This window comes from Thalassolituus hydrocarboniclasticus, assembly GCF_025345565.1.
GTDB lineage: Bacteria > Pseudomonadota > Gammaproteobacteria > Pseudomonadales > Oceanobacteraceae > Venatoribacter > Venatoribacter hydrocarboniclasticus.
Map to the genome: position 1 here is coordinate 907,268 of NZ_CP054475.1, position 23,445 is coordinate 930,712.

The 23,445-nt window shown below is 55.4% G+C and carries 21 protein-coding genes; 6 read left to right on the top strand and 15 right to left on the bottom strand.

Translation table 11 applies throughout. The annotated features are described in order from the left end of the window. The 5 genes from HUF19_RS03985 to HUF19_RS04005 all read right to left on the bottom strand — a co-directional run bounded on the left by HUF19_RS03985 (position 1) and on the right by HUF19_RS04005 (position 4,715). Positions 1-387, bottom strand: coding sequence for a hypothetical protein (locus HUF19_RS03985; RefSeq protein ID WP_260998600.1), 387 nt, complete (start codon positions 385-387; stop codon positions 1-3). A 10-nt stretch (positions 388-397) separates the two neighbouring features. After that, positions 398-970, bottom strand: a complete 573-nt coding sequence (locus HUF19_RS03990; protein ID WP_260998601.1) for a pilus assembly PilX family protein — start codon at positions 968-970, stop codon at positions 398-400. 116 nt (positions 971-1,086) lie between these two features. Next, entirely contained in the window at positions 1,087-1,647 is a 561-nt protein-coding gene (locus HUF19_RS03995) for a GspH/FimT family pseudopilin (protein ID WP_260998602.1), read from the bottom strand. Positions 1,648-1,813: 166 nt separating this feature from the next. Further along, entirely contained in the window at positions 1,814-3,157 is a 1,344-nt protein-coding gene (locus HUF19_RS04000; RefSeq protein WP_260998603.1) for a sigma-54-dependent transcriptional regulator, read from the bottom strand. Between the two features lie 31 nt (positions 3,158-3,188). Continuing rightward, positions 3,189-4,715: a sensor histidine kinase gene (locus tag HUF19_RS04005; RefSeq protein WP_260998604.1), complete on the bottom strand. Its 1,527-nt coding sequence runs from the start codon at positions 4,713-4,715 to the stop codon at positions 3,189-3,191. Positions 4,716-4,830: 115 nt separating this feature from the next. On the opposite strand from HUF19_RS04005, the gene HUF19_RS04010 reads away from it, so the two are divergent. Then, the gene (locus HUF19_RS04010) at positions 4,831-6,453 is read left to right on the top strand and encodes an NAD+ synthase (RefSeq protein WP_260998605.1); all 1,623 of its coding nucleotides are present in this window, start codon (positions 4,831-4,833) and stop codon (positions 6,451-6,453) included. Between the two features lie 59 nt (positions 6,454-6,512). Here the strand turns inward: HUF19_RS04010 and HUF19_RS04015 are convergent, their stop codons facing one another. Continuing rightward, a complete protein-coding gene (locus HUF19_RS04015; RefSeq protein ID WP_260998606.1) occupies positions 6,513-7,334 on the bottom strand; it encodes an outer membrane protein assembly factor BamD in 822 nt (273 codons plus the stop codon). 159 nt (positions 7,335-7,493) lie between these two features. Between HUF19_RS04015 and rluD the strand changes: the two genes are divergently transcribed. Further along, a complete protein-coding gene (gene rluD, locus HUF19_RS04020; RefSeq protein ID WP_260998607.1) occupies positions 7,494-8,447 on the top strand; it encodes a 23S rRNA pseudouridine(1911/1915/1917) synthase RluD in 954 nt (317 codons plus the stop codon). Then, positions 8,434-9,165, top strand: a complete 732-nt coding sequence (gene pgeF, locus HUF19_RS04025; RefSeq protein ID WP_260998608.1) for a peptidoglycan editing factor PgeF — start codon at positions 8,434-8,436, stop codon at positions 9,163-9,165. Before rluD ends, pgeF begins: the two co-directional genes overlap by 14 nt. A 7-nt stretch (positions 9,166-9,172) precedes the next feature. Here the strand turns inward: pgeF and HUF19_RS04030 are convergent, their stop codons facing one another. Beyond that, positions 9,173-9,640 (bottom strand): DUF4124 domain-containing protein, encoded by a 468-nt coding sequence (locus tag HUF19_RS04030; RefSeq protein ID WP_260998609.1) that lies wholly within the window; start codon positions 9,638-9,640, stop codon positions 9,173-9,175. A gap of 633 nt (positions 9,641-10,273) precedes the next feature. On the opposite strand from HUF19_RS04030, the gene HUF19_RS04035 reads away from it, so the two are divergent. Further along, entirely contained in the window at positions 10,274-11,998 is a 1,725-nt protein-coding gene (locus HUF19_RS04035) for an acetolactate synthase 3 large subunit (RefSeq protein WP_260998610.1), read from the top strand. A 2-nt stretch (positions 11,999-12,000) separates the two neighbouring features. Beyond that, positions 12,001-12,492, top strand: coding sequence for an acetolactate synthase small subunit (gene ilvN, locus HUF19_RS04040; RefSeq protein ID WP_145469701.1), 492 nt, complete (start codon positions 12,001-12,003; stop codon positions 12,490-12,492). 78 nt (positions 12,493-12,570) lie between these two features. Here the strand turns inward: ilvN and HUF19_RS04045 are convergent, their stop codons facing one another. Beyond that, positions 12,571-12,813 (bottom strand): hypothetical protein, encoded by a 243-nt coding sequence (locus tag HUF19_RS04045; RefSeq protein WP_145469700.1) that lies wholly within the window; start codon positions 12,811-12,813, stop codon positions 12,571-12,573. Between the two features lie 167 nt (positions 12,814-12,980). Beyond that, entirely contained in the window at positions 12,981-13,631 is a 651-nt protein-coding gene (gene coq7, locus HUF19_RS04050) for a 2-polyprenyl-3-methyl-6-methoxy-1,4-benzoquinone monooxygenase (protein WP_145469699.1), read from the bottom strand. Between the two features lie 142 nt (positions 13,632-13,773). On the opposite strand from coq7, the gene HUF19_RS04055 reads away from it, so the two are divergent. Then, a complete protein-coding gene (locus HUF19_RS04055; protein WP_260998611.1) occupies positions 13,774-15,249 on the top strand; it encodes an AAA family ATPase in 1,476 nt (491 codons plus the stop codon). Here HUF19_RS04055 and HUF19_RS04060 read toward each other — a convergent pair. The 6 genes from HUF19_RS04060 to HUF19_RS04085 all read right to left on the bottom strand — a co-directional run bounded on the left by HUF19_RS04060 (position 15,246) and on the right by HUF19_RS04085 (position 23,440). Then, the gene (locus tag HUF19_RS04060; RefSeq protein ID WP_260998612.1) at positions 15,246-17,588 is read right to left on the bottom strand and encodes a 7TM-DISM domain-containing protein; all 2,343 of its coding nucleotides are present in this window, start codon (positions 17,586-17,588) and stop codon (positions 15,246-15,248) included. The two genes, HUF19_RS04055 and HUF19_RS04060, sit on opposite strands and share 4 nt — an antisense overlap. A gap of 25 nt (positions 17,589-17,613) precedes the next feature. Then, positions 17,614-18,906 (bottom strand): phosphoribosylamine--glycine ligase, encoded by a 1,293-nt coding sequence (purD, locus tag HUF19_RS04065; protein ID WP_260998613.1) that lies wholly within the window; start codon positions 18,904-18,906, stop codon positions 17,614-17,616. A gap of 94 nt (positions 18,907-19,000) precedes the next feature. After that, positions 19,001-20,632, bottom strand: a complete 1,632-nt coding sequence (gene purH, locus HUF19_RS04070; RefSeq protein ID WP_260998614.1) for a bifunctional phosphoribosylaminoimidazolecarboxamide formyltransferase/IMP cyclohydrolase — start codon at positions 20,630-20,632, stop codon at positions 19,001-19,003. 70 nt (positions 20,633-20,702) lie between these two features. Then, a complete protein-coding gene (gene fis, locus HUF19_RS04075; RefSeq protein WP_145469694.1) occupies positions 20,703-21,035 on the bottom strand; it encodes a DNA-binding transcriptional regulator Fis in 333 nt (110 codons plus the stop codon). After that, positions 21,032-22,021, bottom strand: a complete 990-nt coding sequence (gene dusB, locus HUF19_RS04080) for a tRNA dihydrouridine synthase DusB (RefSeq protein WP_260998615.1) — start codon at positions 22,019-22,021, stop codon at positions 21,032-21,034. Before dusB ends, fis begins: the two co-directional genes overlap by 4 nt. A gap of 147 nt (positions 22,022-22,168) precedes the next feature. Next, entirely contained in the window at positions 22,169-23,440 is a 1,272-nt protein-coding gene (locus tag HUF19_RS04085) for a DUF3426 domain-containing protein (protein WP_260998616.1), read from the bottom strand. Positions 23,441-23,445: the final 5 nt, after the last annotated feature.

The window sequence follows — 23,445 nt, forward strand, 5'->3', positions numbered from 1 at the left end:
TTATTTCTCCACCTGTGACTGATTAGCGGGGTTATTCGGGTCGGCGGCTAATTCATCAAAGCCACCGAAACTGACAGACACAACAGATTTGTCAGAGTTTTTCACAACCAGTGAAAGCACCTCATAGTTTTTACGCAGGAAGACTTCCAGCGCCTCTTCATACGTCAGAGGGGTGTTTATTTCATAAAATGAGGTTGTATCTTTGATGCGCAGCAAATCGTGCGGGCAGTCTGCACATAGCCTGGCCGTGATGCTGGTACGGGTCAGATTGGTTGCCTGACTGGCAGCTACCCGGTATTCGGCACCGTCGATTAATTCAGCAGCGTTTATGGTCGCTGCAAAAGTACAGATAAGACAGGCTGCCAGAGTGTATAAATGTTTGATCATGATCACTTCCTCACTGATTCGGGCTGACAGCTTCGAGATAAAAGCCGGCTTCCTGAGATGCTGTCATGGTTTGGTTCAGGGTTGACGAGCTGCTGGCAGCAGCCATGTAATATTTGAATTTGGTGCCGCCGGCGCTGTTACCTTCGTTCGACTGGGCGTCGAATTTGGTCATTTCCGGATCGCGCAGCATCCGCACACGGATAGTGCTGCCGCCAATGATTTTGGCGGTGGCAGGAGGCTGGATCACACCGGCATCATAGGGGTTGTAGCGTATCAGTCCGTATGGCTGGCCCTGGGCGACATTGTTGTTCTCCTGCATGATCAGAATGCCCAGGGTATCTGCGGCATCGTCATATTCTGCAGGTTCGTCGATGCTGCCCAGAAATGAACTAAGCTCTGAAAACGCTGCGTTAAAGACCGTTTGCTGGTGCTGCAGGTTGGCAATCATCCGCGCCTGCAGGGTTGTGCGCTGCATTGACACCATGGCAACGACGGTGATGACAGCCATGATGACCAGGCTGAAGATCAGCGCGGAGCCACTCTGCTCGGATTTCTGAGTCCATTGCTGGGAAGTTCGCGACATGGAGCATTCTCTGAAGACGATAATGTAGTGTCAGATTACCTGCCAGGAATCAGAAGGCGAGCTTCTTCCGACCAGCGGATTGGTATCCGGAGTCAGCGGTTTTCTGCCATTAATAATCAGGCAGGGCAGGCTACATTACGGCCATTGGCCGTTTCCGGCAGGCCGTCGTTATCTCTGTCTGTACCTGCCCGTATGCGCCCGTTGCGGGAAATAATGAAGGCCGCGCCGGTGACGGCAGATGCTTTTGCGCAATAGCCCAGAGAGCCGTTGTCGATACCCGCATAGCCTTTGGCGTCAAAGCTGATAACGTTGCCGCTGAAGGTTCGCAGCTTTTGTCCTGATGTGCTGGCCGGCAGCTCGCGCAGAACGGGTTCGCCCGGATCAAGGACACGGTTATTGTTGCTGTCCATAAAAAGAGTCAGCGGCATGTTCCAGTCGGAACTGCAGTGCAGGGCATTATTCAGAGGACAGAGGGTGACGCGATTACGGTAATAGAGAGCATGATTTCTGGCTTCGCTCAGGGCCAGTGCCAGCTCGCTGATGTCCCGTTCGGCGTCAACGTGCTGCATCAGACGATGCGTTGCAGGTAAGCCAACACCAAGTAACAGGCCGAGAATACTGCAGGTGACCAATATTTCGATCAGGGTAAAACCGGTGTTTTGCAGAGGTGTGTGCATACAGACTCCAGAATCCGTTCGGGAGGTGGGGATAAGCGACACCTTTCCGTGGTGTCACTTCAATACTCTAGTGTCCGCTGCCCTGTTGTCACTCAGACCTGAGGCTGAAATTCTGCAGGGTTGTTCAGTCTCCGGTCTGACTTAAGAACATCCGGCTGCTCCGTTCTTAATCAATTTCCAGTTTTTTACAGCGGTAACGCAGCGCGCGGAAGCTGATACCGAGTTTTTCGGCGGCGGCGGTTTTGTTCCAGCGTGTGGCTTCCAGTGCCTGGGTGATCGCGCGGCGTTCAATATTCTCAAGGTAGGCTTCGAGGTTATTGGTTTCAATGCGCGGATTGCTGTCGTCCGGCTCTTCGTCAATGGGTTTGCTCAGGCTCAGGTCGCTGAGGCTGATGCTGTCACCTTCGGCTAGGGTGACGGCGCGTTGCAGGATATTTTCCAGCTCACGTACGTTCCCCGGGTAGTGGTAGCTCAGCAAGGCCTGCTGAGCGCTGTCTTCCAGCATAATTTCCGGCATCCCCCATTCCTGAGAATATTTGCGGATAAAATGCCGGATCAGCAGCGGAATATCTTCAGCGCGATCGGCCAGACGCGGCACATTTATCTGAATCACATTCAGGCGGAAATACAGGTCCTGACGGAACTCTTCAGCCTGAACCTGCAGGCCAAGATCTTTATGACTGGCACAAAGAACGCGCACATCGACAGGGGTTTCAAATTCAGCACCGACGCTGCGCACGGCTTTTTCCTGAATAACGCGCAGCAGTTTGGCCTGCATATCCAGAGGCAGTTCGGCGACTTCATCAAGGAACAGGGTGCCGCCATTAGCCGCGCGGAAAAAACCGGATTTTTCGCTGTTGGCGCCGGTAAAGCTGCCTTTGGTATGGCCGAAAAATTCGGTTTCCATCAGATCCCGCGGAATGGCTCCGCAGTTTACCGCAACGAACGGCTGATCCATGCGCGCACTCTGATGATGAATTAAGCGGGCAACCAGTTCTTTGCCTGTGCCGGACTCGCCGAAAATAAAGACCGGTGCCTGAGTGCGGGCCACCTTGAAGATTTTTTCTTTCAGCGCCCGCATGCTGGCTGACTGGCCCAGCAAGCCGTCGGCAGAAGGCAGGTTTTCGATATTGGCCGGCACTTTGGTCAGCTGCAGTGCGGCTTTGACCAGTTCACGGAGGCGCTCGGTATCCAGTGGCTTGGCGACGACATCAAAAGCCCCGGCTTTCAGCGCGTTTACGGCCAGTTCCATATTGCCGTATGCGGTAATCATGGCGACTGGCATATCCGGATGGCGGGTGTTGCACAGTTCAATAAGATCCAGACCATTACCATCCGGCAGTTTCATATCGGTGATGCAGAAGTGGTAGGGACGCTCCTGCAATAACGTCAGTGCTTCGCTCACGCTTCCTGCCTGATAACAGTCGAGCTCCATACGCTTCAGCGTCAGCGCAATCAGAGCGCGGATGTCGGGTTCGTCATCAATAATCAGGGCGGCAAATTTATTCATAAAACAGTGTCCGTTCTGTGGTGCACAGGGCTCAGGAGGCCCGCATTATGATGCGGAAGCAGGTTCCGTTGGGTATCGGATGATACTGGATATGGGCCTGATTTGCCTCGCACAGTTCGCGGCATAAATAGAGTCCGAGTCCGGTGCCATTATGTTCAGTGGTGTAAAAGGGTTCAAACAGATGGGTGCGTTGTTCCGCCGGTACGCCGCTGCCATTATCAATAATATCCAGCTGTACCTGACGGTCATTTAAGGTTTGGGCGATAAGGGCAAGGCGTGCGTTGTCGTGGCTGGATTTAACGGCGTAACGCAGACCATTGGCACACAGGTTATGCAGAATCTGCTGCAGATGATCCGGATCGAACTGCACCAGTAAACTGTCGTTACAGTGCACACTGAAATGAAAGTTCTGGCCATTGGTTAAGTTGCGGAACTGATCGTGAAAATGCTGCAGCCATGGGGCGAGGCGCAGGGTTTCTGCTACGGCCTGATTGCGGCGAGACAGCTGCAGAATATCCTCGATGGTGCGGTTAATGCGCATGCAGTGCTGTTCAATAATATGCGTCAGTTGTTGCTCACCCTGCTGCAGATAGGGCGTTTCTGCCAGCAGTTGCGATGCCTGGCGCAGGGCGCTGAGCGGGTTGCGTATCTCATGGGCAATAGAGGCCGTCAGGCGTCCCAAAGAGGCCAGTTTGAACTGCTGCGCTTCGGCGGCAATGCGTGCGGCTTCTTCAACATAAATGAGGTAATCACCAGGCTCAGAACCGTTCAGCGCCACACGGCGGAATATCAGTTTTTCGTTACGAACTTCAATAACCTGATCGGCTTCCGCTTTCAGTAATGCCGGGGGCAGCGACGCCCCTTCTGCGAGGCTGAACCACTGCCGTGCCTGTTGGTTATAAAACAGAATACGGTCGTTGGTATCGCAGGCAATAACAGCATTGGGCAGTTCCAGCAGCGCCTGCTGGCTGAAGCGCTGTAAACGTTTGATTCGGGTTGCCTGATCGGAGGCCAGCGTTAAGGCACTGTTTAACCGGCGTGACAGAGTCTGGGTTAACCAGGCAAGAATAAAGCACAAAAAGCCATACAAACCGGAGTTTACAATTTCCTGGGTGTTGTAGTTGCCTGGCCAGAGATGCTGGGTATAAAACACGGCGATGGTGGTCCAGGCGGCCACCCCGTAGCCAAGCACGCCCGGAGCCAGCAGGTTCGATATCATGACCGGAATCAGAATCAGGCTGGAAAAGCCGGTATCCAGACCGCCGGAGGCATGCATCAGGGCTGCCAGGATGGCGATTTCAGCAAACACATAACTGGTGGCAAGTTGCGGGTCCGGTTCGCGGCTGGCAATGGCGGCAAACGCTGAAGCCACCAGAACATAAGCAGATGACGCTATCAGGAATATATGTGGCTGTTTTCCGCCAATAATCACGTTCTGCAGGTCGATGGCGTCGGTGATGATCAGTAACAGCGAGAGAAACAGGGAGTAATAACCGTAGAAACGCAGCAGATGGTTACCGCGTACAACCAGTTCGGCAGATTTAAACCAGCGTGCCACAGAGGCTCCTTAACTATAAATATCGGGCGAAAAGTGCCGGCCAGTGCACTGATGATTGCTTCGGCCCGGTAATTTTTCGACAATACGCGCAAATTCGTCAGGGTAACCCGAGAGTATGTCACAGTCACTTACCATCGCATTGGCACAGCACAACTTTCTGGTCGGAGATATTTCCGGCAACAGTCAGCGTATTGCTGAGTCGGCGCAACAGGCACAACAGCAGGGTGCGCAGCTGGTGGTCTTCAGCGAACTGGCATTAACAGGTTACCCGCCAGAAGATTTATTACTGCGTCCGAGTTTGCAATTACGCGTTGAAGAGGCGCTGCAGCAGGTGGCTGCGGCCAGTCATAATATCGCCATCGCTGTGGGCTTTCCGTGGCGCGAGCAGGGCAAACTCTATAACTGTGCCGGTGTCTGGTATCAGGGTGAATGTCTCGGACGTTATGCCAAGCAATGTCTGCCGAATTATCAGGTATTTGATGAGCAGCGTTATTTTGCCACTGGTGATCAGCCCTGTGTTATTGATCTGCTGGGCCATCGTATTGGTCTGACCGTCTGCGAAGACGTCTGGCATCAGGGGCCGGTGGAGCAGAGTGTTGCAGCCGGTGCGGAACTGATTCTCAACCTGAACGCTTCGCCTTTCCATCTGGGTAAGCATGGTGAACGCCTGACCCTGCTGCAGCAACATGCCCGCAGTCAGAATGTAGCGCTGCTGTATGTGAATCAGGTCGGTGGACAGGATGAACTGGTGTTCGATGGCGGTTCCTTTGCGGTTGCCGCCGATGGCGAACGCGTACTGCAGATGCCATCGTTTAGTGAATCAATGGCGCTGGTGAATTATCACTCGGGTCAGCTGCAGGCGGTTTCAGCGCAGTCTGCAGAGCCGGACAGTGAACTGGCCAGTCTGTATCAGGCACTGGTGCTCGGTGTGCGCGATTACGTCAATAAAAACCGTTTCAAAGGGGTTTTGCTGGGGCTGTCCGGCGGTATCGACTCCGCACTCACACTGGCCATTGCGGTGGATGCGTTAGGTGCCGAGCGGGTGCAGGCGGTGATGATGCCGTTTACCTATACCTCCGGCATGAGTAAGGAAGACGCGGCAGAACAGGCCGACACCATGGGCGTGCGCTACCAGTCGATCTCTATCGAGCCTATGTATCGTGAATTTATGGCGGCCCTTGCCGGTGAGTTTGCCGGTCTGCCGGTGGATACCACCGAAGAAAACCTGCAGTCACGTTGTCGCGGTGTGCTGCTGATGGCGATGTCGAACAAAAGCGGTTACATGGTGCTGACCACCGGCAATAAAAGCGAAATGGCGGTGGGTTACGCCACCCTGTACGGCGATATGGCTGGTGGCTATGGCGCTTTAAAAGACGTCTACAAAACCAAGGTATTCGCCCTGGCGGAATACCGTAATTCGCTGTCCCCGGTGATTCCACAGCGTGTGATTGACCGTCCGCCATCGGCGGAACTGGCGCCGGATCAGAAAGACGAAGACAGCCTGCCGCCGTATCCGGTGCTGGATGCCATTCTTGAACGTTATATCGAACGTGATATGAGTGCCGAAGCGATCATCAGTGCCGGCTTTACCCGTGACGACGTGCTGCGCGTGCTGCGTCTGGTCGACGTTAATGAATACAAGCGTCGTCAGGCACCCATTGGCGTGCGCGTAACTCAGCGTGGCTTTGGCCGTGACCGCCGTTATCCGGTGACCAACGGCTGGAAAGCCGGAATTTAATCCACAAAAAAGCCCGCAATCGCGGGCTTTTTTGTGTCTGTATATTTGTCGCTGTCTGCTCAGTCCAGCAAACCAAAACTGATGATATTCCAGAACGAACGGCGGTCAACCATCGCCAGGCCGCTGTCTTCAAATTCACCGTCTTTTAATTGCGGATGCTGCGGGTAGTTCAGCTTCAGCAGTGCCAGTGCCTGTTCTGACTCTTTATTCAGGCCCAGCAGGCGGTAGGCTTCAACCTGAATCGCCAGTGCGTCGGCAACGGCCGGGGTTTTCTGGAAACGCAGCAGAACGTTCTCACAACGGTTGGCAGCCGCCAGATAGGCGTGGCGCTTCATATAGTATTGTGCCACTCCGATTTCATGGGAGGCCATACGTTGCTGCAGGTACACCATGCGCGCCCGAGCATCGGCGGTATAAGGGCTGTCGGGGAAGCGGATCAGCAGGTCGGAGAAATGATTGAAAGCATCCTGCATGGGGGTTGGGTCACGCTGGGCGATTTCGCTGTCAAAATAACGCTCGGCAAAGGCAAAGCCCATTTCATAAGTGGCCAGGCCGCGCATGTAATAGGCGTAATCGACCTGCTCATGCAGCGGATGCAGGCGGATAAAACGCTCGGTGGTGGCCAGTACCGCTTCCAGATCGGACATCATGTACTGGGCGTAAATCAGCTCCAGCTGTGCCTGTTCGGCGTAACGTCCGAACGGATAGCGGGATTCCAGCTGGCGCAGCTTTTCGGTGGCCGACAGAAAGTTATTGTTATCCAGCGACTCGCGCGCCTGTTCGTAGTACTCACGCTCAGTCAGTTCCTGAGGTTTGTCGGGATTTCCTGAGCAGGCGCAGAGTAGCAGGGTAAAAATAACCAACAGCGAACGGGAGTTCATGGAGTGCATTCCTGATTGTCGATATACTTGGCAATGTGCCGGTTTACGAATGTGCCGTATTAAAACACAGTCCCCGCATAGCCCCAACTGACAGCAACAGGCTGTCAGCGGGATACAGCCGATCGTCGCGGCAGCCATACAGCTAATCTCAGAGAGTTTATGTCCAATCAGATTTCAAACAGGGTAGAAGTTCCCTTCGACATGGGAAACAAGCGTCTTGATCAGGTCGCTGCCCAGTTATTTCCCGACTATTCCCGTTCGCGCCTGCAGCAGTGGATCAAAGACGGCCAGCTGACGGTTGACGGTAAGCCCTGGCGCGGCCGCGATAAGCTCACTGGCGGCGAAACCCTGATTCTGGAAGCCGAGCTGGCGCCTGAGGGGAACTGGCAGGCGGAAGATATCCCGCTCAACATCATTTATGAAGATGATCACATCATTGTCATCAACAAACCTGCGGACCTGGTGGTTCACCCGGCCGCCGGTAATCAGGATGGCACTCTGCTGAACGGCTTGTTGCATCATTGCCCGCAGCTGGAGAATATCCCCCGTGCCGGTATCGTGCACCGTCTGGATAAGGACACCACCGGTCTGATGGTGGTCGCCAAAACCCTGCAGGCGCAGAATAATCTGGTCGGTCAGCTGCAGGACCGCTCCATGGGGCGTGAATACGAAGCGGTAGTGCAGGGCGTGATGACCGGCGGCGGCAAAGTTGACCAGCCGATTGGCCGTCATGGTACTCAGCGCACCAAAATGGCGGTGAATCCTATGGGGAAAGAAGCCGTCACCCACTATCGCGTGCTGAAAAAATTTCCGACCCACACCTATATCCGCCTCAAGCTGGAAACCGGCCGTACGCACCAGATCCGGGTGCATATGGCGCATATCGGTTATCCGCTGGTGGGCGACTCCACCTATGCGGCGCGTACCCGTCTGACCAAAGGCATCGGCCCGGAACTGCGCGATACGCTGCTGCACTTTGGCCGCCAGGCTCTGCATGCGCGCAAGCTGGGTCTGGTTCATCCGGATACCGACGACTGGATGGAGTGGGAAGTGGATCTGCCGCAGGATTTTATTCACCTGCTCGATGTGCTCGAAGCCGATGCCGAGCGCTGAGTCCGGTCTGCTGATACCCGACTGGGATCTGCCCGCGGGTATTGGTGCCGCGATTACCACCCGCGAGGGTGGTGTTTCTTTACCTCCTTACGAACATAACAACCTGGCTCTGCACGTTGCTGATGATGCGGCCCGGGTGCGGCTTAACCGCCAGTGCCTGTGGCAACAACTGCCGGGTGTGCAGGGCATTCAGTGGTTATCTCAGGTACATGGCACAACGGTGATTAAAGCCTGTGGTGAATCTGTGGTGCCTGAGGCGGACGCGCAGTTCAGTGACCGTGCCGGACTGGCCTGTGCCATTCTTACCGCCGATTGTTTGCCGGTATTGTTCTGTGCTGCTGATGGCTCGCAGGTGGCCGCTGCCCATGCCGGTTGGCGCGGACTGGCGGCCGGGATTCTGCTGAATACGCTGGCGACCTTCCCTGATCCTTCTCAGGTGCGGGTGTATCTGGGGCCAGCGATTGGCCCCGACGCCTTCGAGGTCGGGCCTGAGGTACGTAAAGCCTTTGCCTGGGCGCCGGACCATTGTTTCCGTGCCGGGCGTGGTGACCGGCTGATGGCGGATATTTATGCGCTGGCGCGGCTGCAGTTATTGCGGGCGGGAGTGGCCGGGGTTGCCGGCGGAGGATTCTGTACCTTCAGCGATGAACGCTTTTATTCCTATCGTCGCCAGAGTCAGACTGGCCGTATGGCCAGCCTGATCTGGATACAGACTTAATCCTGCCTTACTGATTACGGGTCTTGTTGGAAAAGGTCATGTTGCAGTATTTGGCAATCTGCTCGTCCGCCAGTTTGATCTGCTTTGCCCGCTGATCGTCAGTTAACGGGCGGTATTCGCCGTCTTCCTGCTTGAAACGGGTACTGTAATTGGTACTGACCGTTTCTTTGTGTTTTCGTGCTTTGGCACAGGCGGCCTCCGCTTCGGCTTTACTCACCTTTGGTTCGCTGCTTTCACTGGCTTCTGTCGTCGTTTCTTTTACTTTATCGGTGCTGATTTGATAGCCATCGACTTTGTCCGCGGGTTTGCTGACGCGGACCTTATATTCTTCAGCATTTTTAGCCTTGTCAGCGGGAGGCAGGTTGGAAAAATGGGTCTGACCATTTTCATCCACCCAGCGGTACATTTTGTCGGCCTGAACCGTCAGGCTTGCAGTGGCAAGCAGCAGAGCAAAAAAAGCAGTAAAAAAACGCATAAAACACATCCGTTGTTAGGGCCTGTTACCACTAATTAAACAGGCCTGTTATCGGCTAAAAATTCCTCAGACAAGGCGCTGAGAGTGTGGCCTAACGGGTTAAGCGAGCGAACAGCAACGCAGGATTAGGAATTTTTAGCCATAACCCTTCGGGCTGAGGCCAGTTTTCCCCATTAGCGTCGTCGTTCGTTATTCATTTAACTCGCTAATATCACTCCTCTCTCCTTGCTCTGAAAAAAACTGGTTCTCAGCAGACCAGATTCACTTAGTGGCAACAGGCCCTGAGGAAAAGAATAATTTCTCTGACCTGCTCCGGACATTATTAAAACCGTATGATTTGTCAAGGATTTAGGGCGGTTTTTTGCTAGACAATAATACCGGGAATGCTAGAATTACCGCGCTTTTGTCAGCCGGCCTGCGCCTCCACCCAGTGCCCCGCTCGCTGACAATGACAGCCTCTGGTGCGGTTATCTCCGACCCAGTTTCAGACCCGGTGTCCTCGACCAGGCAACGGGACTCTGATGAGAAACTACAAGTTTGTCATCCAGCCTGAGAGAGCCCTTGTGTTCGGGCTCTAATCGCAAGTTATTTCAGTTACCCACGCCCCTGCGGGCTTGTGAAGAGGATAGTACGGTGGAATTACTTTCCGGCGGAGAAATGTTGGTTCGTGCACTGCATGAATCAGGCGTCGAATATATTTACGGTTACCCGGGCGGCTCGCTGCTGCACGTTTATGATGCGTTGTACAAGCAGAGCGCAGTCAAGCACGTCCTGGTCCGTCATGAGCAGGCGGCTGCTCATATGGCTGATGGTTATGCGCGTGCAACCGGTAAGCCAGGTGTGGTCATGGTCACCTCTGGTCCGGGTGCCACCAATACCATCACCGGTATTGCCACGGCGTTTACCGACTCGATTCCTATGGTCGTCATTTCTGGTCAGGTGATGAGCCATCTGGTGGGCGACGATGCCTTCCAGGAAACTGACATGCTGGGTGTGTCGCGTCCTATTGTTAAGCACAGCTTCAGTGTGCGCCGTCCGGAAGATATCCCTGAGCTGGTGGCTAAAGCCTTCCACATTGCCAGCACTGGCCGTCCGGGTCCGGTTGTTATCGACATCCCGAAAGACATGACCATGCCGAATGAGCGTTACGAATACGTTTATCCGAAGAAGGTCAAATTGCGTTCTTACACGCCACCGCAGCGTGGTCACTCCGGCCAGATCAAAAAGGCCGTTGAGCTGCTGCTGAAAGCCAAACGTCCGGTTATTTATGCTGGTGGTGGCGTCATTATCGATGGCAGCTCCGACAAGCTGCGTGCACTGGTTGATCGTCTGGATTTCCCTTGCACCAACACGCTGATGGGTCTGGGTTCTTACCCGGGTACCGGCGAGCGTTTTGTTGGCATGCTGGGTATGCACGGTACCTATGAAGCGAACATGACCATGCACCACGCTGATGTGGTTCTGGCTATTGGCGCGCGCTTCGATGACCGTGTAACCAACGCGACCAGCAAGTTCTGTCCGGATGCCAAGATCATTCATATCGACATTGATCCGTCTTCAATCTCCAAGACCATCATCGTTGATGTACCTATCGTTGGCCCGGTTGGCAACGTGCTGGATGAAATGATGGCGCTGCTGGATGAAAGCAACGAAGTACCGGATGCCGAAGCCATTGCGTCCTGGTGGAAACAGATCAACGAATGGCGCCAGCGTCATGCGATGCGTTATGAGAAAAACGACTCGCAGCTGATGAAGCCGCAGGAAGTGATCGAAGCGATCTGGGCGGCCACCAAGGGTGACGCTTACGTGACTTCTGACGTTGGTCAGCACCAGATGTTTGCTGCGCAGTACTACAAGTTTGATAAGCCAAACCGCTGGATCAACTCCGGTGGTCTGGGAACCATGGGCTTTGGTTTCCCGGCGGCGATGGGCATCAAGATGAACTTCCCGGAAGAAATGGTTGTATGTGTGACCGGTGAAGGCTCTATCCAGATGAATATCCAGGAACTGTCGACCTGTCTGCAGTACGGCATTCCGGTAAAAATCCTGTGTCTGAACAACGGCTCTCTGGGCATGGTTCGTCAGTGGCAGGACATGAACTACGAAGGTCGTCACTCCCACTCGTACATGGAGTCCCTGCCGGACTTCATCAAACTGGTGGAAGCCTATGGCCACGTGGGTATCCGCGTGACCGGCCGCGATGAGCTGCCACAGGCACTGGAAGACACCTTCAATAAATACAATGACCGTCTGGTCTTCCTCGACGTTGCCGTCGACCCGGAAGAACACGTGTATCCGATGCAGGTGCCGGCTGGCTCCATGCGTGATATGTGGCTGAGCAAGACGGAGCGGACCTGAACATGAGACACATTATTTCGATTCTGCTGGAAAACGAACCGGGTGCTTTGTCACGCGTTGTTGGTCTGTTCGCCCAGCGTGGTTACAACATTGAAACCCTGACGGTGGCGCCGACAGAAGACAACACCCTGTCACGCCTGACCATGACCACCACCGGTGATGATCGCAAGATCGAACAGATCACCAAGCAGCTGAACAAGCTGATTGAAGTGGTGAAACTGGTGGATTTGTCTGAAGGCCCGCACATTGAACGCGAGCTGATGCTGATCAAAGTAAAAGCGGTGGGTGCGCAGCGTGCGGAAATCAAACGTACTGCCGACATCTTCCGTGGTCAGATCGTGGATGTGTCTGCCAGCGTGTATACCATCCAGCTGACCGGAACCAGCGACAAACTGGAAGCTTTTATTGAAGCAATCGGTGCTGGCTGTGTTCTGGAAACGGTACGTACCGGTGTGTCCGGTATTTCCCGCGGCGAGAAAATTCTGAGCCTGTAATTCAGAATCAGAAGCCATAAAAGAACCCTCCGCCGGAGGGTTTTTTTATACCTGCGATTTACGCTGCCAATAGAACGGTCAGAGCGGTGGATTATCCGGCTCAAGAAACGCCAGCGATAAAAAGGTGGCGAATGCGCCCAGTACACAAACCACGGCGGTACTGCCGCTGGCGAGCATAATCAGGCCGGTAATAATCCAGCCATTTTTTACCTGCTCTAACCGGCGCCGGTACAGTTCGGTGCGGGTCCAGTTCAGTTCCGGATAATCCTGTGGCAGGCGATAAATACGGCGGATAAATTCGATAACGCTGAATCGGCTCATGGGATGCTCCTTACTCATCTTTATTCAGAGTAAAAGACCAGCGGCATTTTGCCTGCTAAACAGCGATTCTATCTATTGATGACGGGAGTTATTCGTTCCGCATCTGACCTGCTTTGGTGCAGGTCAGTGCGCGATGCGGAGGCATGATTATACAGGCTGGGGTTTTATCAGAAGCGATAAACGGATTTGGTCATCACTTTCGATACCGCAGTCATCGCCAGTTTGACCGGCAGCGGGAATTTATGGCCGCCGGCTTCGAGGGCAACAGTGGCGTGCTTGGCTTCGTCTTCCAGCATCTGCAGCAGCACCGCTTTGCTCTTTTCGTCCTGCACCGGCAGGCTGGTCATATGCTGGCTCAGATGCTTGCACACCTGTTCTTCGGTGGCGGCGACAAAACCCAGACTGACTTTGTCGGAGATTTTTCCGGCCAGAGCGCCGATGCCGAATGACAGGCCGTAAAACAGCGGATTCAGACGGCTGGTATGGCTGCCCAGATCTTTGATGCGGTCTTCGCACCACACCAGATGATCAATTTCTTCGCGGGCGGCTTCTTCCATGGCTTCCCGTACCTCAGGCAACTTGGCGGTTAACGCCTGACCCTGATACAGCGCCTGGGCGCAGACTTCACCGGTATGGTTAATACGCATCAGCCCGGCGGCGTGTTTCTGTTCGGCCTCGTTCAGCTCGTGATACGGGCGCTGCTGCGCCGGGGACGGGCGTTCTTCCTGTGCAGCACCGGGCACCAGTGTGCGTAATGCCTGATCGGCGTTCTGAATCAGTTTGTCGAACAGCGAGTAGCGACGGGAGTTGGCATTCATAACTCATACCTCCGGAATTTCCGGCCATTTTACGGCATAACGGCGTCCGGCGCATGACCCATATCAAGTGAGTTTCGGCCAGAACAGGGCGGACAGCCGGCCATGGAGTGGTTAGAATCGCGCATAGAATAAGGAGACTGCGATGCAGGATTTACACGATTTAAGCCTGTTGCTCGACCGCCAGGTGCCGCTGTTGCTGCTGGAATCCCATGAGGAAGCGCGGGCGCTGGAGATGCTGACCCGGCTGGCCATCCGCCGCGGTCTGGCGCTGCAGCAATGGACGCTGAGCGATGGCCTGCGCCGCCTCGGGTTCGGTGAAGATATTGGCGCCAGCGAAACCACACAGCCTGCCGATGCCCTGCGCATCGTGCGTGAGCGCGAGCAGGGCGGACTGTTCATCTTCTGCGACCTGCATCCTTTTCTCGAAGAGCCTTTGGTCGTGCGTCTGCTGAAAGACATTGCCCTGCAGCATGAGCGTTACGGCAAAACCGTGGTGTTGCTCAGCCACCGCCTGCAGGCGCCGCCGGAGTTACAGCGTCTGGCCGCCAGCTTCAGCCTGCAGTTACCGGATGACAGCCAGTTGCTGGCGCTGGTGAAAGAAGAAGCCCAGCGTTACGCCAAGCTCAGTGGCCGTAAAGTGCGCAGTGATAACGACACCCTGCAGCAGCTGGTCGCCAATCTGAAGGGGCTTACTTTCTCCGATGCCCGTCGTCTGGTGCGCGGTGCCATTGTCGATGACGGCGCTATTACTCAGGATGATGTGCCGGCAGTCAGTCGCGCCAAGATGGCGTTGCTGGATATGGACGGTGTGATGAGTTTTGAATACGACACCGCGCGTTTCAGCGATGTTGCCGGTCTGGAGGTGATGAAAACCTGGCTGGCGCAGCGCCAGCAGGCCTTTATGACCGCCGAGCGTAAACTGCGGCCGCGCGGTTTACTGCTGTTCGGTGTGCAGGGCAGCGGTAAGAGTCTGGCGGCGAAGGCGGTGGCCGGTTCCTGGGGCTTACCCCTGCTGCGTCTGGATTTCGGCACCCTGTACAACAAGTTTTTCGGTGAAACCGAACGCAATCTGCGCGAAGCGCTGAAGTTGGCCGAAACCATGTCGCCCTGTGTGGTCTGGATTGACGAGATTGAGAAAGGACTGGGGCAGGACAGCAACGATGCCGGCGTCAGTCAGCGTATTCTCGGCACCTTGCTGACCTGGCTGGCAGAGCATGATGCGCAGGTATTTGTGGTGGCGACGGCGAACAATATTCATGCGCTGCCACCGGAGTTGCTGCGTAAGGGCCGTTTGGATGAACTGTTTTTTGTTGATCTGCCCAAGCCTGAGATTCGTGCTGACATTCTGCGCCTGCATATGCACAAGCGCGGGCTGGACCCGCAGCGTTTTGATCTGGCGGCACTGGCCGAAGAGAGTGAGGGTTTTTCCGGTGCCGAGCTGGAGCAGGCGGTGGTATCGGCCTGGCATGCCGCCAGCAGTGAGCATTCCGGCCCCGGTCTCAGCACGGATAGCCTGCTGCAGGAAATCCGCCGTACCCGGCCGTTGTCAGTGGTGATGGCGGAACCTATGCAGGCGTTAAGACAGTGGGCGGCGAGCCGCGCAGTCGCGGCCGATTAACGGCTTTCGTGCTGGTGTTTCAGGGTCAGCAGGGCGTTGCGCAGGCGCTCGCCACTGGCTGGCTTGGCCAGCAACTGCTGAATACCAACGGCCAGCGCATCGTCACGCACGTTGCTGATGCTTAATCCGGTCAGCATCAGGCGTGCCGGTTTGTGACTGATGTCTTTATCGGCGCGGATGCGCTCTGCCAACTGCAGGCCATCCATAATCGGCATATCGTGATCGATAATGATGAAGTCATAGGGTTGGCCGATACTGATCTGGCTGCGCAGCATGGCGAGTGCTTCCTTACCACTATAAGTACTCTCCGGGCGCATGCCCCAGCGCCGGACCTGCTTTTCAATTACGTTCCGCAGCGATGCATTGTCATCGACAATCAGAATACGCAAGCCGATCAGGCTGTCATCCTGCTGCAGTTCAGGTGCCGGGCCACTTTCGGCTTCCAGTGGCAAATACAGGGTCAGTGAGGCGCCCTGGCTGGTCATGCTCTCAACTTCGAGGGTTGCCGACATCTTTTGCAGCAGGTGGCGGGTGACCAGCAGGTTCCAGGCTTTGGCGTTGTGGTTTTCGGTCAGGGGCAGGTGATGCTGCAGAACTGCGAAGGCACTCTTCAGCTCATCCTGCTTCACAATGGTGCTGCTCAGCTGGATCTGCAGACGCAGGCCATGCGCTGAGCTGGTCTGATAGAAAGATGCCTGCAGTGTCAGTTCACCGTATTCGGTATAGGCCAGAGCACGCATCAGAATGTTGTGCAGCAGAGTCTGCAGGCGGTTGCGATCGCCGACAAAGTATTCCGGCAGATCATCGGTCATATCGAGCACCAGCTCGACCTGTTTGCGGCTGGCTTCCTGCTGGAAGTGGCCGAGCGCCTGATTCAGTAACTGAGTAATATTAAATGGACGCTGTTCCAGCTCCAGCTGGCTGTTCTGAATGCGGGCCAGATCGGAGATTTCATTGGCGACATGCAACAGATCACGACCGGCAAGGGCAATGGTGTCCGAGAAATCACGCTGGTTGGCACTGAGTGGTGTTTCCCCGAGCAGTTCTGTCATACCTATCACACCGTTGATCGGGGTACGCAGTTCGTGGCTGATCTGCGACAGCAGGGCTGGCGTCATACGCAGTTCTGCTCCGGCCTGATGCTGCGATGGATTCTGCTGCAGTTTGATGCTCATAATCGCCAGTACCAGACTGGTAATAACGATAAAAGGCAGAATGACCGGTGCCCAGCTGGTAAGCAGATCCAGTGATAACAGGTTGTGGCTGGTCAGGATGGCCAGCAGCACACCAAAACCAACCAGCAGATGGCCAGCCAGCAGCCAGCGCTGAGCCTGTTGATGCTGCGAGCGTCCGCGGGTCAGAATCAGGGCGACCAGAAATTCGTTGATCACGATCATGCAGGTAACCACCAACAGAGTGGCCTCCGGTGCCAGCCACAGGGTCAGTAACGCGACCGGCAGATGAATCAGGGCTGTCAGCAACAGCACCCGGCGGTACAGGGCGGCACGGTTGCCATGCCAGCCCAGTGCCAGCACGGCCAGAGTCTGGCAGGTCGCGGAGGCTGCCAGTGCCAGCTCAGCGAAGCGGTCAGCAATCAGAGGGCTGATATTCAGCAGCAGGGAGAACTGTCCCATCCAGGCCGGCTGATAGATGATCATGGTAAGGCAATAAGCGGCGCCAGCGGCTGCGAGCAGAATCCGCTGACTGCGCACAACAAAAATAAACCAGGCCAGCGTGGCCAGAATCCAGCCAATACTCATGCCCTGCAGCATGAAAAATTCCTGCTCATTATTGAGGAAATGGTCGAGGCTCAGCAGGCTGACGTTGGTATTCAGGAGGCCATAGGAATGGATGCGCACCATATAGCTGCGGGTGCTTTGGGCCGGTACGGTAAGAACAACCGGGAAAGCCTGCAAAAATCCACCGCGCAGGCTGCGCGCCGGGTCATCCGGGCCGATCAGACGATAATTCTGGGCATTGCTGATGTCATAGAAGCCGAAGTCATCAATATCGCTGCCGGACAGAGTAAAGACTACTTCGCGCTCATGGGCGTAAGGGTTGCTCAGGCTGAAGCGCAGCCAGTAATTGGAATCGCTTATGCCGAACTTCAGACGGCGGGCATGGCTTGGGGTAAAGCGCAGTTGCTGCTCACGGCTGAGCATGGCATTGATGTCGAGGCTGCGGCCGGGGTCTTCGTAAACTGAAATATAAGGCGTGATCGGATAATCAAACGAGGCATTGGGCAGCAGCACCGGGCTGCTGGCCCAGAGTTTCAGCGGCAGAAAAAATAAAAACAGCAGGGTGACAATCAGATGCTTACGTCCTCTGTACTGCCTCATCCCTGCTGTCTCCGTTAGTTTCTGCTTAGTTATCGGCCTGCTCGCGCGCAATGGCACGATAACCGATATCAGAGCGGCAGAACATGCCTTTCCAGCTGATCTGTTTGATCAGATCATAGGCCTGAGCCTGAGCTTCGCCCACGCTGTTACCCAGTGCAGTGGCACAAAGTACACGGCCACCGGCGGTGACGGTGTTGCCAGCGTCGTCGAGCTTGGTACCGGCATGGAAGACTTTGCGGTCAGCGCCGTCGTTGTCCGGCAGGCTGATGACATCACCTTTCGGGTAGTCAGCCGGGTAACCGGCAGCGGCCAGTACCACACCCAGAGATGGGCGCGGATCCCATTGCGCGGTTTCGCTATCCAGTTTGCCTTCCAGCGCGGCCAGACAGTGGGCAACGATATCCGACTGCATACGCAGCATGATTGGCTGGGTTTCCGGATCACCGAAGCGGCAGTTGTATTCGATGACTTTCGGCGCACCAGACTCGTCAATCATCAGACCGGCGTAGAGGAAACCGGTGTAATCATTGCCTTCGGCGGCCATACCGTTAACCGTTGGCATAATCACTTCGCGCATCACGCGGTCATGGATTTCCTGAGTAACGACTGGCGCCGGAGAATAAGCACCCATACCGCCGGTGTTCGGGCCGGTATCTTTGTCGCCAACGCGTTTGTGATCCTGACTGGTAGCCATTGGCAGTACGTTTTTGCCATCGACCATCACAATGAATGAGGCTTCTTCGCCGGCGAGGAATTCTTCGATAACAACACGGCAGCCAGCGTCACCAAAGGCGTTACCGGACAGCATGTCTTTGACGGCTTCTTCTGCCTGCTCCAGGGTTTCGGCGACAATCACGCCTTTACCAGCGGCCAGACCATCGGCCTTAACCACGATAGGAGCACCTTTCTCACGCAGGTAAGCCAGCGCCGGTTCAACTTCGGTGAAGTTCTGGTAATCGGCGGTCGGAATCTGCTGACGGGCCAGGAAGTCTTTGGTGAAGGCTTTGGAGCCTTCCAGCTGCGCAGCGCCTTTGCTTGGGCCGAAAATCTTCAGACCGGCGGCGCTGAACTGATTAACGATACCGCCAACCAGCGGAGCTTCCGGACCGACGATGGTCAGACCGATGGCGTTGTCTTCGGCAAACTTCTGCAGACCATCAAAATCCATCACGTCGAGGGCGACGTTTTCCATACCGGCTTCACGCGCGGTGCCGGCGTTGCCCGGCGCAACGAATACTTTTTCAACCAGCGGTGATTGCAGAGCCTTCCAGGCCAGGGCATGTTCACGACCACCAGAACCTATTACCAGAACTTTCATATTGTTTATCTCGCTGTAGTCTGACGTCTGCAGTCAGGCGTCGGACGTAATCAGTTTTAGACGTCCGATCTGTGTCGTCGGACGTCTGACCCACTTAATGGCGGAAGTGACGCATTCCTGTGAATACCATCGCAATGCCGGCTTCATCGGCTGCGGCAATTACTTCTTCATCACGGATCGAACCACCCGGCTGGATAATGGCTTTGATGCCATTAGCCGCGGCGTTGTCGATACCGTCGCGGAACGGGAAGAAGGCATCGGATGCCATCACTGCACCTTCAACCACCAGACCGGCATGTTCGGCCTTGATCGCCGCGATGCGGGCTGAGTTTACACGGCTCATCTGACCGGCGCCCACGCCCACGGTCTGACGGTTTTTGGCGTAAACAATGGCGTTGGATTTAACGAACTTGGCGACTTTCCAGGCGAAAATCAGATCGTGCAGTTCGGCTTCGGTCGGAGCACGCTTGGTCACGACTTTCAGTTCATCGGCGGAGATCATGCCGTTATCGCGGTCCTGCACCAGCAGGCCACCATTAACGCGCTTGTAATCCAGGCCGGCGGCACGTTCTGCTGGCCACTGGCCACATTCGAGCAGGCGCACGTTCTGCTTGGCAGCTACTACAGCGGCGGCTTCGGCGCTCACTTTAGGCGCAATGATGACTTCGACAAACTGACGGTCAACGATGGCTTTGGCCGTATCGGCATCCAGCTCGCGGTTAAAGGCGATGATGCCGCCGAAGGCGGATTCGCTGTCGGTGGCGTAAGCCAGGTCGTAGGCTTTACGGATGCCGCCGTCTTCTTCCGGAACCACAGACACACCACAAGGGTTAGCGTGCTTAACGATGACACAGGCAGGCTTAACGAAAGACTTCACACACTCCAGCGCAGCATCGGTGTCGGCCACGTTGTTGTACGACAGTTCTTTGCCCTGCAGTTGTCTGGCGGTGGCGATAGAGGCTTCGGCCGGGTTGGCTTCAACATAGAAGGCCGCATTCTGATGCGGGTTCTCGCCGTAACGCATGTCCTGCGCTTTGATGAACTGGCTGTTGAAGGTCTGCGGGAAGGCCAGACGGTTATCCGTGCTCAGTACTTCCGCGTTCTGGTCGATGGTGCCCAGATAGTTGGCGATCATACCGTCGTAGGCGGCGGTGTGTTCGAAGGCTTTCAGCGCCAAACCAAAACGGGTTTTGTAGGTCAGGCCGTTATGTGCCTGCAGGTCTTCCAGCACCTTGCTGTAGTCGCTGCTGTTTACCACGATACCGACGTAAGCGTGGTTTTTCGCGGCGGAGCGCACCATGGTTGGGCCGCCGATATCGATGTTTTCAATCGCCAGCGCCAGATGGCAGTCAGGCTTGGCCACGGTCGCAGCGAATGGGTAGAGGTTAACCACCACCAGATCAATCGGGTTGATGCCGTGTTCGGTCATCACATCATCGTCCTGACCACGACGGCCCAGAACACCACCGTGAATTTTCGGATGCAGGGTTTTAACCCGGCCGTCCATCATTTCCGGGAAACCGGTGTAATCCGATACTTCAACCGCCGGAATCTGGTGGTCGATCAGCAGCTTGTAAGTACCGCCGGTGGACAGAATTTCAACGCCGGCCGCCTGCAGGGCCTGGGCGAATTCGACGATTCCGGTTTTATCCGACACGCTGATCAGGGCTCGGCGTACAGGGGTGATGTCCGCGGGGATCTCGTTGGCAGGAATAAAGTTGCTCATATGGTCAGGTTTTCTATGTTTTAAAAAAAGAAAAAGCGGCCACAAAGCCGCTGAGTATTCAGGATAAGTCTTAAAGCATGCCGTACTGCTTCAGTTTCTTACGCAGTGTGCCGCGGTTCAGGCCGAGCACAACAGATGCTTTGGTCTGGTTATCGCGGGTGTACTTCATGACGGTTTCCAGCAGTGGGGCTTCCACTTCGGACAACACCATGTCGTAGATATCGACCACGGCCTGACCATCAAGATGGTCAAAGTAGTTTTGCAGTGCTTTTTCCACACTGTCGCGCAGGGTTTGTGTCGCTTCTAACGGGGTGCGCAGATATTGCTGCAAGTCTGCTGAATCGGTCACTGTCTCAACCTTCCTTCTTTCGATTACTTCGCTGTTCAATGTATCGGTGTTCATGCTGCCAATTCCTTCTTCCGGATCGTATCCTTAAAAAACTGCTGCACCGCCTGTTGTTGCTCGGTACAGCTTTCCAGCCGGTTAAAGCGGGTACGGAAATCGCTGTCGCCGTTCTGATACTGGAGGTACCAGCTGACGTGCTTGCGGGCGATCCGTACGCCCAGAAAATCGCCGTAAAACTCGTACAGCGCTTCCAGGTGGCTTAATAAAATCTGTTCGACTTCCTGCAGTTGTGGGGCAGGAAGCTCTTCGCCGGTGGCCAGATAGTGGGCCACTTCGCGGAAAATCCAGGGTTGACCCTGAGCGGCGCGGCCAATCAGCACGCCGTCGGCGCCGGTGTACTGCATTACCTCGAAGGCTTTGCGGGCGCTGGTGATATCGCCGTTGGCAAACACCGGTATTCCAACGCTTTGTTTGATCGCGCGGATGGTGTCGTATTCGACGGTATTTCTGTAACCACAGGCACGTGTGCGCCCATGTACCGCCAGCGAGACAATGCCGGCGTCTTCGGCGATGCGGGCAATGCGCACGCCATTGCGGTTGTCCGGATCCCAGCCAGTGCGGATTTTCAGGCTGACCGGCACATCAACTGCACCAACAACCGCCTGTAATATGTCCTTCACCAGAGCTTCATCTTTCAGCAATGCTGAACCGGCAGCCTTGTTACAGACCTTCTTGGCCGGACAGCCCATATTGATGTCGATGATCTGGGCGCCGTTGGCAACATTAAATATGGCGCCCTGAGCCATGATTTCCGGGTCTCCGCCGACGATCTGTACCGCAATCGGTTCCGGTTCGCCGGTGTGATCCAGACGCAGCTGTGATTTACGCGTATGGCGTACATCCGGGCTGGATGACACCATTTCGCCGACGACCAGACCGGCCCCCAGCTGACGACAGAGCTGGCGGAACGGACGGTCAGTTACCCCTGCCATTGGCGCCAGAACTACTGGATTGGGTAGTGTGTAAGGGCCGATCGAAGGCATGCGAAACCGCTGAAATCTGATCAAAAAATGTGCTGCGAAAAAGTCGCGGTATGATACTCATAACCCCCTGTTGAATAAAGGGGGAGTTGGCTGCTTTTGTATGAATAGTGTGAAAAATTCTGATGGCGGCCGCTTGACCGCCGGGAATTATTGATTGCCTACAATCTGAATGGCATAGCTGACGGCTTCCGGGCCAGGATCGACAATTTCCAGAGCGATATGAATCGGTGTCTGGCTGGGCATATCGTGTTGTCCGGCGAGTTCTCCGGACAGATACTGGGCCGGGGTAAACTGGCGGCTGGCAACGATATTATCGTTCAGGTCGCGGAACACCAGGGTGAGATCCGGGAAGGGCTGCTCGTAAGCGGCTTTGTTCAGCAGCAGAGTGTCGACGACGAGCGCACGCTGCAGGTCAGGGTGTGCCCGCACAACCAGATGCTGAGTTGTCATCTCGCGGATGTTCTGAATTTTCGGCAGGCGGCAATCCAGTACACCACAGATCTGAGCGTAATAAGGACGCCACTGCGGACTTCTGGCCCAGTTATCGAACTGGAAATACAGTGTTTGCGCAGCGGCGGCGATCAGCATCAGCACAATACCCGTCAGCCAGCCCCAGGGAAGTTTGCGGCGGCGCTTTTTGGCCAGCTGCAGGGGTTCTTCCTGCAGTCCGGCAATGCTGCTGACCGGCAGGCTGATTTCCAGAGTTTCGGTTTGCAGGCCATCATCACCGCCGAGAGTGAAATCATCACGGCTTTTCTGTTGCTCAAGTTCGTCATCGTCGTCGAGAAAACCGTGAAAATCGTCTTCTTCCGGCGGTGGCAGGTCAAAGTTGAATTCGTCGTTACCGCTCAGTTTCAGGCGTGAAGAGGTAACTTTCTCTTCTTTCATCTGCCGGATGCTGTCGTCATCGTCGTTCAGCAGGGCGTTGGCCCAGGATTCATCGTCCTGAATTTTACCTTCGTCTTCGTCATCCGCATCGGTAAAGTCGAGGGTGTCGCTGCTGACGTTGCGCAGACTGAAAATGGAGTCGTCCATTTCCAGCTCGATGCGGGGTTTCGGACGCTTCTGATGCTCAGGAGCACGCAGGTTAAAGTCGGCAAACGGATCATCGGCAAGGGTGTCGGTGATCGGATCATCGTCCATATCGTCGTAGATCAGGCCGGTATCATCGTCGTCGTCTTCGGCGGCAGGCTGGCTGGGCGCTGGAGCAGGCGCGGCAGGTTTGACCGCGGCCGGTGCTTTTGCCGGTTCCGCTTTGGGAGCTGCGGCCACACTGCCTTCCTGAATAAAGTGCTCAGCCGCTTTAAAGACCTGCAGGCAGGAGCCGCAACGTACCATGCCACGGGCAGCATTCAGATGCTCATCGCGTACGCGAAAGCTGGTCTGACAATGTGGGCAGCGGGTGACGTGAACAGCCATGACAG

Excerpts from the sequence above, each read along its gene's own strand:
- HUF19_RS03985 (WP_260998600.1), bottom strand. The coding sequence starts at position 387 with ATGATCAAACATTTATACACTCTGGCAGCCTGTCTTATCTGTACTTTT.
- HUF19_RS03990 (WP_260998601.1), bottom strand. The coding sequence starts at position 970 with ATGTCGCGAACTTCCCAGCAATGGACTCAGAAATCCGAGCAGAGTGGC.
- HUF19_RS03995 (WP_260998602.1), bottom strand. The coding sequence starts at position 1,647 with ATGCACACACCTCTGCAAAACACCGGTTTTACCCTGATCGAAATATTG.
- HUF19_RS04000 (WP_260998603.1), bottom strand. The coding sequence starts at position 3,157 with ATGAATAAATTTGCCGCCCTGATTATTGATGACGAACCCGACATCCGC.
- HUF19_RS04010 (WP_260998605.1), top strand. The coding sequence starts at position 4,831 with ATGTCACAGTCACTTACCATCGCATTGGCACAGCACAACTTTCTGGTC.
- HUF19_RS04015 (WP_260998606.1), bottom strand. The coding sequence starts at position 7,334 with ATGAACTCCCGTTCGCTGTTGGTTATTTTTACCCTGCTACTCTGCGCC.
- rluD (WP_260998607.1), top strand. The coding sequence starts at position 7,494 with ATGTCCAATCAGATTTCAAACAGGGTAGAAGTTCCCTTCGACATGGGA.
- pgeF (WP_260998608.1), top strand. The coding sequence starts at position 8,434 with ATGCCGAGCGCTGAGTCCGGTCTGCTGATACCCGACTGGGATCTGCCC.
- HUF19_RS04030 (WP_260998609.1), bottom strand. The coding sequence starts at position 9,640 with ATGCGTTTTTTTACTGCTTTTTTTGCTCTGCTGCTTGCCACTGCAAGC.
- ilvN (WP_145469701.1), top strand. The coding sequence starts at position 12,001 with ATGAGACACATTATTTCGATTCTGCTGGAAAACGAACCGGGTGCTTTG.
- HUF19_RS04045 (WP_145469700.1), bottom strand. The coding sequence starts at position 12,813 with ATGAGCCGATTCAGCGTTATCGAATTTATCCGCCGTATTTATCGCCTG.
- coq7 (WP_145469699.1), bottom strand. The coding sequence starts at position 13,631 with ATGAATGCCAACTCCCGTCGCTACTCGCTGTTCGACAAACTGATTCAG.
- HUF19_RS04055 (WP_260998611.1), top strand. The coding sequence starts at position 13,774 with ATGCAGGATTTACACGATTTAAGCCTGTTGCTCGACCGCCAGGTGCCG.
- HUF19_RS04060 (WP_260998612.1), bottom strand. The coding sequence starts at position 17,588 with ATGAGGCAGTACAGAGGACGTAAGCATCTGATTGTCACCCTGCTGTTT.
- purD (WP_260998613.1), bottom strand. The coding sequence starts at position 18,906 with ATGAAAGTTCTGGTAATAGGTTCTGGTGGTCGTGAACATGCCCTGGCC.
- purH (WP_260998614.1), bottom strand. The coding sequence starts at position 20,632 with ATGAGCAACTTTATTCCTGCCAACGAGATCCCCGCGGACATCACCCCT.
- fis (WP_145469694.1), bottom strand. The coding sequence starts at position 21,035 with ATGAACACCGATACATTGAACAGCGAAGTAATCGAAAGAAGGAAGGTT.
- dusB (WP_260998615.1), bottom strand. The coding sequence starts at position 22,021 with ATGCCTTCGATCGGCCCTTACACACTACCCAATCCAGTAGTTCTGGCG.
- HUF19_RS04085 (WP_260998616.1), bottom strand. The coding sequence starts at position 23,440 with ATGGCTGTTCACGTCACCCGCTGCCCACATTGTCAGACCAGCTTTCGC.